The organism is Acidobacteriota bacterium (genome assembly GCA_009691245.1).
Classification (GTDB): Bacteria; Acidobacteriota; Terriglobia; order 2-12-FULL-54-10; family 2-12-FULL-54-10; genus SHUM01.
The window spans coordinates 1-9,635 of sequence record SHUM01000088.1 but is presented as its reverse complement, the minus strand read 5'-3'; the positions used below and the strand labels follow the sequence as shown (position 1 = coordinate 9,635).

Here is a 9,635-nt window from a genome sequence, read left to right as displayed (position 1 = left end):
TTCCTGTATGTCTTCTGTGCAAACTCGTCCCATTCAGAACTGAAGAGGCACTCGCCGCCCAGCCTTTGAAGCGCTACTCGGAATCCACCAATGCCAGCGAACAGATCAATGAATTTGAATGGCAACGCCCCTGGAATAGCAGTTTCGACTGGAACGAATTTCTGAGTGAAGAGTGGAAGCTGGCTTTGAAGGTCCGATTCACGGAGCTGGTCGAGCGCGGCAATCATAAATTCTTGCCGGCTCATACGAGTTTTTTCCAAACCTCCCCGTATCCACTCGTGAATTTCCCCAGGGACATTCCTTACGAGGATATCGTTGCCAGACTTTCCATTCGACCCGCTGGGACTTTTTGATATCATATTTCAGCCATGATATCAAAGTGTCCCAGAACAGCAACATAAATTTCACGGACGAAAAAGGGGACAGGTTGAACTGCGCGAATTTCACACGATGGACAATACAACAAGCGCCCCCAGGCAGAACGCCTTTGATTCCGCACGGCAAAAGTTGCAAGCATACCGCTGATTCAGATTTACTCGCTAGAAATATATCGTGCAGCTCAGGCTTCCCTTTTTTCCCGACAGAGGATGGCGAATCACTATACGCGATTCCCGCCGCTCGCGCCGCGAACGCCGTAAACTCCGCGGATTTCGTCGCTGCCGACAGCTCGGATTGGGTGGACGCTTCCGACGATTGCGGGCGATTGCCGCACGGACCGCAAACTCCGGGAGTTTCGCGAAATACTGAGAAGTGGATGATTTGGACAACGCGGAGAGTTTGGACCCCGGCGAGCACACCGGGGACCAGGCGCATCGGGGTCGCTCCCTGAACGCCATCAATATGGCGTTCAGGGTCGCGGCTCGAATTCACACTCACTGCATCTTCGGTGGGCTGGACTTGGGTGGACTATTAAGGATGCGCTCGACGGGGTGGAGCGCCGAGTAAGTTACGTCGCCCATTTCGGCCAGGACAATCACGCAGCCGACCTGCTCGCCAGCCGTCAGCATCATCTCGAGTTCGCTGCCTGTGTGGCGGTGCATCTGGCGGTGCTGGACGTTGATCACGCCCACCACTTCGCCGCGCACGATGACGGGTACGGAGAGAAACGCCTCGAAGGCATCTTCCGGTAGATCGTGGAAGACGCGGAAGCGCGGGTCTTTGTTGGCGCCCTGCGAGATGGCCACCATGCGCCGCTCCTTGGCCACCCATCCGGTGATGCCTTCGCCGAACTTGAGGCGAATATGGCCGATCTGGGCCGGGTGCGGCGAGTCCGATGCGCACAGCACCATCTCGTCGCCGTCATGCAGATAGATCAGGCAGGAATCGGCGGCGGTAGCGCCTTTCACCAGGGCGACAACTTCCTGCAACACCTCCGCCAGGGTCATCTTGCGGACCATCAGCCGGCTGATATTCTGCAACATCTGCAACTGCTGTTCGGTCTGCTCCAGCCGTTGTTCAATATCTTGCAGCTTTTTTGATCCTGCCATCGCCGCTCACCTCCCGCCGGAGTGCCACTACTCATATTAACCTCGAATATCCGCCCTCCAGCCAGCCGTTACTGGGTATTAACAAAATTTATAATTATGGTTCACATGATTTACTCTTCAATTGCCCCATATTGCCAACTGTGATAACTTTAAGCTTTCGGATTATGGAGCGGCGCGAGGCAATCGAATCCTACCAGAGGGCTTAGTGGCCCACGCGAACCGCGCGGGTAATCATTAGCTTCGAATCCCATGGCAGCTAAGGAAACCGAAGCGATCATTTTGCGGACCTGGCCCCTGCAGGAAGCGGACAAGATCGTCAGTTTTTTCTCCCGCTCCGAAGGACGTCTGCGCGGAGTAGCGCCATACGCCCGGCGCAGCGTGAAGCGGTTTGGCGCATCGCTGGAAATGCTCTCCCATGTGCGGCTGCGCTACGCGGAGAAGCCACACGGCGGGATGGCCCGGCTGGAAGCGTGCGACCTGCTGGAATCGTTTTGCGGCGCGCAACCCAGTTATGAGCAGATCGTGGGCGGCAGTTGCATCTCCGAAGTCTGCGAACTGATGCTGCCCGAGCATGAACCGAATGAGCCGTTCTTCCGCCTCGTGGCGCTGGTCAGCACGGAGATCGGTCGCACGGGAGACATCTGGCGGCCGCTGACTTATTTCGATCTATGGGCGGTGCGGCTGGCGGGATTTCTGCCGCCATTCGGAGAATGTATCCGCTGCCACGAGGAGATCGCCACCGACCAGCATTGCTGGTTTCGTCCGCAATGGGATGGCCTGCTCTGCCGCAATTGCCGTGGCGAGGACAGTTGGACGCTCGACCCGGCCTCGCGCGCGTTAGCCCGCAGTATGCTGACCGCACCTTTGGCGGAGATCCAGCAGGAAGGCTGGACCCGCTCAACCGGCGCGGAACTGCGCAGGTTTCTTGGCCAGCAGATGGAACGCCACTTGGAGCGCAAGCTGGTTACCAGCCGCCAGTTGGACGAGATGGGATGATCGGGCGAAAAGCAGGTTCCTCGCTACGCTCGGAATGACGACTGGTTTGGGAATTCAACGATTGCTGATTCACAGCGCCACGAAAGAATAAACACTTGCCTGCCAACAAGAAAACTTCCCCAGCGCGCACACTGCAGAGCCTGATCCTCGACTTGAGCGCCTACTGGGCCGAGCTCGGCTGCATCCTGCAGCAACCTTTTGATATGGAAGTGGGCGCGGGCACCAGCAGCCCGGAGACGTTTCTGCGCGCGCTCGGCCCAGATCCCTATCGCGTGGCTTACGTCCAACCGAGCCGCCGTCCCGATGACGGGCGTTACGGCGAGAATCCCAATCGCCTTTACAAGCACATGCAGATGCAGGTGATCCTGAAGCCGCCGCCCTCTGACATTCAGGACCTCTATCTGCAAAGTCTGGGGACGCTGGGCATTCGCCTGCGCGATCACGATCTGAAGTTTGAGGAAGACAACTGGGAAAATCCCACGCTGGGCGCGTGGGGACTCGGCTGGCAGGTGATGCTGGATGGACTTGAGATCACGCAGTTCACTTACTTCCAGCAGTGTGGCGGCATTGATCTGAATCCCATCTCCGTCGAGCTGACCTACGGCATCGAGCGCATCGCGGCCTTCCTGCAGGACGTGGATAGCGTCTACTCGCTGCGCTGGAACGAGACCACTTCATACGGGCAGGTTCGCTGGCGCGAGGAGTTGCAGTTTTCCGTCTATCAATTCGAGATGGCCGACGTGGAGATGCTCTGGGCGCAGTTTAATCTTTATGAGAAGGAAGCGAAGCGCCTGCTAGCGGCGTTTGCTGAAATCAAGGACGATGATGTGGCACGAGGCCGCTTCCCCGTCCTGCCCACTTATGAACTGGTTCTTAAGTGTTCGCATCTGTTCAACCTGCTCGACTCACGCGGCGCGTTGAGCGTTACCGAGCGGGCGGGAATCATCGGTCGCGTGCGGCAACTGGCCTGTGGCGTGGCTGCGGCGTATATGCAACAGCCCAGGATCGAGATTCCCCAGCAACGCGTGCATTCCGGCAATTAAGCAGACATCGGATCAGAAAGAAAAGAATCGACTGTGAAAGAAAAATATCAAGAGTTCTTCCTGGAGTTGGGCGTTGAAGAAATCCCCGCGTGGATGATTCCCGGCGCGCTGCGTGATCTGCGCCAGCATCTGGAAAAGGGACTCACCGAAAACAATCTGGCGCCCGAAGGCCCGCTGGAACTTCAGACGTTCGCCACGTCGCGGCGGCTGGTGGCCTTTTGTCCACGCATTGCCGCGAAGCAACCCACCGTAAAGGAAGCGGTGCAGGGACCGCCGAAGAAAATCGCCTACGACGCCCAGGGCAATCCCACCCCCGCGGCCATTCAATTTGCCGCCAAAAACGGGACGACTCCTGACAAGTTGAAAGTTGTTACCACGCCCAAAGGCGAATACTTGAGCGTGCGCGTAACGCGCCGCGGCCGGCCCGCGATTGAGATATTAAGCGAACTGATTCCGCAGGCGGTGAAGGGCATCTACTTTCCGCGCACCATGCACTGGGACTCCGCCGCCGAAGGCAAAACCGGCACACAGTTCATTCGCCCGGTTCGCAATCTCCTGGCGCTGTGCGGCGGGCGCGTGATTCCCTGCTCCATCGGCAATGTGAAATCCGGGAAGACCACGTTCGGCCATCGCAACTTATCTAAATCCGGCGGCAAGCCCTTGCTTGCCGTGAAGACGTTCGCCGACTATCGCCAGACGCTCGCATCCAACGGCGTGCTGCTCGATCCGAGCGAGCGCCGTGCGCGCATACTGGATGAAGCCGCCCGCCTTTTGCAATTTGAAAATGGATTGAAGCTGAAGCCCAGCCCGGAGCTGCTGGAGACTCACACCTATCTGACCGAGCATCCCACGCCGCTGCTGGGTGGGTTTGATCCTGCCTATCTATCATTGCCTGAAGAAGTCCTGATTACCGTGATGCGCGGCCACCAGAAATACTTCGCCGTCGAGGATGCGGCGGGAAAGCTGGCGCCGCGATTTATTGCCGTGCTGGAATCGGATGGCGATAGCACCGGCGTGATTCGCCACGGCCATGAGCGCGTCCTGCGCGCCCGCTTCAACGACGCCCAGTTTTTCTGGAAAGCCGATGGCGAGACCGCCTTGCAGAACCGTCTCGAATCGCTTCGCAATGTTACGTTCCAAGCAAAGCTGGGGTCGTACTTCGAAAAATCCTCCCGTATGCAGGCGCTTGCGGATGCGCTGGTGAGTGGCTTGCGGCATTCTCAATTCGTTGTTGATCCCCAGATGCAGACCGATATTATGCAGGCGGCACGCATGGCCAAGTGCGACCTCACCACCGATCTGGTAAAAGAATTCACCGAGCTGCAAGGCATCATCGGCGGCCTCAGCGCGCGGCGCGAGAATCTTTCCGAGTCCATAGCGACAGCCATCTACGATCACTATCTGCCGCAAAGCATGGAGGATGGGCTGCCGCGGAGCCTGGGCGGCAACATCCTCTCGCTCGCCGACCGCATGGACACGCTGGTCGGCTGCTTCGGCGTGGGCCTCGCGCCGACGGGATCGAAAGACCCGTTCGGGCTGCGGCGCGCCGCGCAGGGAGTGATTCGCATTCTCGCGGAAAAGCAGTTGCCCCTGACCATTGATGGCCTGGTCGGCGCGGGCTGCGAAGTGTACCGTTATGCCCAGCGCATGGGCGAAGCCGAAGCCTGGACCGACGCCGCGGCGCGCCAGCCGCTGATCGACTTCTTCGAGGATCGTCTGCGATATTATCTCCGCGAGGTACGCGGCTTCGCCTACGACGAAGTGGCCGCGGTTCTTCAGGCAAGTGGAAGTGATTCAGCCGCAACGAACGATGACGTTGCCGATATTCTAAAGCGCGTGGAAGCCGTGGCGCTCATTCGCACCACGGAAGACTTCGAGCCGCTGGCGGCATCCTTCAAGCGCATGAAGAACATCATTGAGCAGGCCAGAAAGTCGCAGGGATTCACTAGCGGCAGGCCGCAACCCGAGTTGTTCAGCATGGCCGAAGAAACAGCCCTCCACGCGAAATACGAAGAGGTTTTCGAGCAGGTGGCCCGCGAGAAAAGTTCGGGGAATTACACCGGCGCGTTGCAGATGATCGCCTCGCTGCGCCCGGCGGTGGACCTGTTCTTCGACAAGGTTTTGGTGATGGACCCTGATCTCGATATACGCACCAATCGGCTTTGTTTGCTGGATATGTTGTTAAACGGATTTTCAACGATTGCTGATTTTTCTGAAATAGTTCCCCGCGAGTCCAAGCCAGCCTAGCGCGCATCAGAGCCCTGACCGTAAGGGAGGGGGCACGCTGGCCGGCAATGGGTGCCTGTTGAACGTGCCCCCTCCCTCGCGGTCGGGGCTCTGATAGCAGGGCATAAACATGCGCGGGGACTGACGAATTCCAGGAGGAAACACCATGAGCGAGAAGTTTGTATATTTTTTTGGCGAAGGCAAGGCCGAGGGCCACGGCACGATGCCCGGCACCGTGAAAGACATCCTCGGCGGCAAGGGCGCCGGTTTGGCCGAGATGACCAACGCGGGTCTTCCCGTCCCCCCCGGCTTCACCATCTCGACCGCCGCCTGCCGCTTGTATATGGAGAATAAGAGCAAGCTGCCCGCCGAGCTGGAGCAGCAGATGTGGGCGTCGCTCGACAAACTCGAAGCCGCAACAGGGGCCCAGCTGGGCTCCCATGAAAATCCTCTGCTGGTCAGCGTGCGCTCCGGCGCGAAATTCTCCATGCCGGGCATGATGGACACAATTCTCAATCTGGGCCTAAACGACGCCACGGTGAGGGTCCACGCCACGCGCACGAAGAATGAGCGTTTTGCCTACGACTGCTACCGCCGCTTCATTCAGATGTTCGGCAACGTGGTTCTGGAAGTTTCTAAAGCCGACTTCGATCACGTATTTGAATCCGCCAAGAAGAAACGTAAAGTGCATTTCGACACCGACCTCGACGCCAAGGCGTTGCAGGAAGTGATCGCCGACTACAAGAAGCTGGTCCAGAAGAAGACCGGCAAGCCCTTCCCGCAGAACGCCCGCGACCAGATGGTGATGGCGCGCGACGCCGTGTTCCGCTCCTGGTATAACCCGCGCGCGGCCCACTACCGCCGCATGAATGCGATCTCCGAGTCGCTCGGCACGGCGGTGAATGTGCAAGCCATGGTCTTCGGCAACATGGGCGAGACCAGCGGCACGGGTGTGGGCTTCACGCGCAACCCCTCGACGGGCGTGAAGGAATTTTACGGCGAGTTCCTGATGAACGCGCAGGGCGAAGATGTGGTCGCGGGCATTCGCACGCCCATCCCCATCATCAAGCTGCGCGACATCATGCCGGAGGTCTACGACCAGCTCCGCGAGACCACTCTGCGCCTCGAAAAGCATTACAAAGATTTGCAGGATTTTGAGTTCACCATCCAGGAAGGCAAGCTCTACATGCTGCAGACGCGCAACGGCAAGCGCACCGGCAAGGCCGCCGTGCGCGCGGCGGTGGACATGGTGGAGGAAGGTCTCATCGACAAGAAGGAAGCGCTGATGCGCGTCGAGCCGAGCCAGCTCGATCAACTGCTGCATCCCATCCTCGATGAGTCGAAGCCGCTGAAGGTCATCGCCACGGGATTGCCCGCGTCGCCGGGCGCGGCGGTGGGCCGCATCGTGTTCTCGGCTGAAGACGCCGTGAAGCAGGCCAAGAAGTATCCGGTGATTCTGGTGCGCCTCGAAACTGTGCCCGATGACATCCACGGCATGGAAGTGGCGGCGGGCATCCTGACCTCGCGCGGCGGCATGACCAGCCACGCGGCAGTTGTTGGCCGCGGCATGGGCAAATGCTGCGTGGTGGGCGCAGGAAACATTCAGGTGGAAGCCGGCAAGAAGTTGATGACCATCGGCAAGCTCATCCTGAAAGAGGGCGATTGGATTACGCTGGACGGCTCGACTGGCCGCGTCATTCTAGGACAGGTGCCGACTATGGAACCCGATCCCAACAGCGGAGAGTTCGCCAAGTTCATGAGCTGGGCCGATGAGTTCCGCAAGCTCGGCGTGCGCGCCAACGCGGACATCCCGCGCGACGCCGCCGTCGCCCGCAAGTTCGGCGCGGAGGGCATTGGGCTGTGCCGCACCGAGCACATGTTCTTCGCCGAGGACCGCATCCGCCACATGCAGGCCATGATTCTGGCCGACACCGAAAAGGCCCGCCGCAAGGAGTTGGCGAAGCTGTTGCCCATGCAGCGCAAGGACTTCGTCGGCTTGTTCCGCGTGATGCAAGGGCTGCCGGTGATCATCCGCCTGCTCGATCCCCCGCTGCATGAGTTCCTGCCCAAGCGCGAGGACTTGATGGTAGAGATCGCGCTGCTGCGCCGCAAGCGCGGGGCGAAAGGTTTGAAGCAGAAGGAAGCGTTGCTGGCACGTGTCGAGCAACTGCATGAACTGAACCCCATGCTCGGCCTGCGCGGGTGCCGCCTCGGCATCGTACACCCCGAGATCACCGAGATGCAGGCGCGTGCCATCATCGAGGCGGCCTGCCAGGTGACCAAGGAAGGCAAGTCGGTCATCCCCGAGATCATGGTTCCGCTGGTCGGCAGCCGCAAAGAGCTGTCGCTGCAAAAGGCCATCTGCGACCGCGTCGCCGAGGAAGTGTTCGCCAGGAAGGGAATGCGCGTGAAGTACATGGTGGGCACCATGATCGAAGTTCCGCGCGCCGCGCTGGTTGCCGATCAAATTGCGCTCGACGCCGAGTTCTTCAGCTTCGGGACAAATGATCTGACGCAAACCACCTTCGGCTTTTCCCGCGATGATAGCGGCAAGTTCCTCGAGGCCTACACCACGAATGGCGTGCTGGAGAAAGACCCCTTCTCGCAACTCGACCGTTCCGGCGTGGGCGAGCTAATCAAGCTCACCAAGGAGAAAGGTCGCAAGGCGCGCCCGACGATTGAGATCGGCATCTGCGGCGAGCACGGCGGCGACCCCAGCTCGGTCGAGTTCTGCCATATGGTGGGATTGGACTACGTAAGCTGCTCACCCTACCGAGTCCCCATCGCCCGCCTAGCCGCGGCTCAGGCGGCACTCGGCAGCGGCAAGGACGCAATGAAGCGGACCGCGTAGAGGAATAGACTGTGCCAGTATAATCAATTGCTTACGTGGAACAATAGAACCGTCGCTCCAACTGGGGCGACGGTTTTTGTTTGTCTAGTCCAACCGAGCCGCGACCAGAAGAGAGTGGCGGCCAGAAGGGACACCCCAGACTGCTGGCCACCTCTCCCTTCTGGTCACGGCTCGGTTGGACTACGCTCGGAACATTTCCCCCGCAACGGGGTCAGAGTAAGTGAAAGGCCTTGTTGCAGTACGGTTGCGAAAGGACTATCTTGAAGTTATGAGCCGCCTGTTCTCCAGCCTGCTCAACCTTTCTCTCAACGACCGGGTAAGTTCTGTGAGCCGCGAAGAAGTGGTGCGTATCGCCGCACTTCGTGCGGGATCACAAGAAGACTTCGATTGGATGGTTGAGCAATACACGCCGATGATGCACCGGCTCGCCTGCCGACTGATGCGCAATCGCGGCGATGCCTCCGATGTGGTGCAGGAGGCGTTCCTCAAAGCCTATCGCGGCATCGCGCAGTTCCACGGCGAGTGCACGCTCAAGACCTGGCTCTACCGCATCACGCTCAACACCGCATCGAACCAGAACCGCTGGTGGCGGCGGCATCGCAAGCAGGAATGCCCGATGGAGCCAGCGGCGGGCGCGGAGTTCACTTATCCCGAAGCGGCGAGCGACCGGCCTAGCGCGCTCGATGGGATGCTGACACAGGAGACGCAGACGCTGGTGCAGCGCGGGCTGGCGCGGCTCGACGAAGCGCACCGCACGATTTTAGTTTTACGCGAGATGGAAGAATTAAGTTACGACGAGTTAGGGGACATTTTGCATCTGGCGCCCGGAACAGTGAAATCGCGCATCGCGCGGGCGCGGTCCGCATTGCGCGTGGAGATCGTGGCCATCGCGGAACATGAAGGGTCGGCATTTCCCGCCATCGACCTGGTGAAGTAGACGGTGGCCCATGTGATGAGCCCGAGTGCCAGCGTGCCCGAGTGAATGATGGGGCGGATTAGGGATGATTATGCGTAACTGGTTTCGACATTGGT

The 9,635-nt window shown here is 59.5% G+C and carries 7 protein-coding genes; 5 read left to right on the top strand and 2 right to left on the bottom strand.

Annotated features, from left to right (window positions below):
- The coding region (locus EXQ56_14320) for a hypothetical protein (protein ID MSO21597.1) at nt 1-227 on the bottom strand (227 nt) is incomplete at its 3' end.
- A 645-nt stretch (nt 228-872) separates the two neighbouring features.
- Nucleotides 873-1,487 (bottom strand): GAF domain-containing protein, encoded by a 615-nt coding sequence (locus EXQ56_14315; GenBank protein MSO21596.1) that lies wholly within the window; start codon nt 1,485-1,487, stop codon nt 873-875.
- Nucleotides 1,488-1,736: 249 nt separating this feature from the next.
- Between EXQ56_14315 and recO the strand changes: the two genes are divergently transcribed.
- The 5 genes from recO (at nt 1,737) to EXQ56_14290 (ending at nt 9,540) form a co-directional block, all read left to right on the top strand.
- Entirely contained in the window at nt 1,737-2,483 is a 747-nt protein-coding gene (recO, locus tag EXQ56_14310) for a DNA repair protein RecO (GenBank protein ID MSO21595.1), read from the top strand.
- 95 nt (nt 2,484-2,578) lie between these two features.
- Entirely contained in the window at nt 2,579-3,526 is a 948-nt protein-coding gene (locus EXQ56_14305) for a glycine--tRNA ligase subunit alpha (protein MSO21594.1), read from the top strand.
- A gap of 93 nt (nt 3,527-3,619) precedes the next feature.
- Nucleotides 3,620-5,773 (top strand): glycine--tRNA ligase subunit beta, encoded by a 2,154-nt coding sequence (locus EXQ56_14300; GenBank protein ID MSO21593.1) that lies wholly within the window; start codon nt 3,620-3,622, stop codon nt 5,771-5,773.
- A 145-nt stretch (nt 5,774-5,918) separates the two neighbouring features.
- Nucleotides 5,919-8,603 (top strand): pyruvate, phosphate dikinase, encoded by a 2,685-nt coding sequence (locus EXQ56_14295; GenBank protein MSO21592.1) that lies wholly within the window; start codon nt 5,919-5,921, stop codon nt 8,601-8,603.
- Between the two features lie 244 nt (nt 8,604-8,847).
- Nucleotides 8,848-9,540, top strand: coding sequence for a sigma-70 family RNA polymerase sigma factor (locus tag EXQ56_14290; protein ID MSO21591.1), 693 nt, complete (start codon nt 8,848-8,850; stop codon nt 9,538-9,540).
- The last annotated feature ends 95 nt before the right edge of the window (nt 9,541-9,635 follow it).

Excerpts from the sequence above, each read along its gene's own strand:
- EXQ56_14315 (MSO21596.1), bottom strand. The coding sequence starts at position 1,487 with ATGGCAGGATCAAAAAAGCTGCAAGATATTGAACAACGGCTGGAGCAG.
- recO (MSO21595.1), top strand. The coding sequence starts at position 1,737 with ATGGCAGCTAAGGAAACCGAAGCGATCATTTTGCGGACCTGGCCCCTG.
- EXQ56_14300 (MSO21593.1), top strand. The coding sequence starts at position 3,620 with ATGATTCCCGGCGCGCTGCGTGATCTGCGCCAGCATCTGGAAAAGGGA.
- EXQ56_14295 (MSO21592.1), top strand. The coding sequence starts at position 5,919 with ATGAGCGAGAAGTTTGTATATTTTTTTGGCGAAGGCAAGGCCGAGGGC.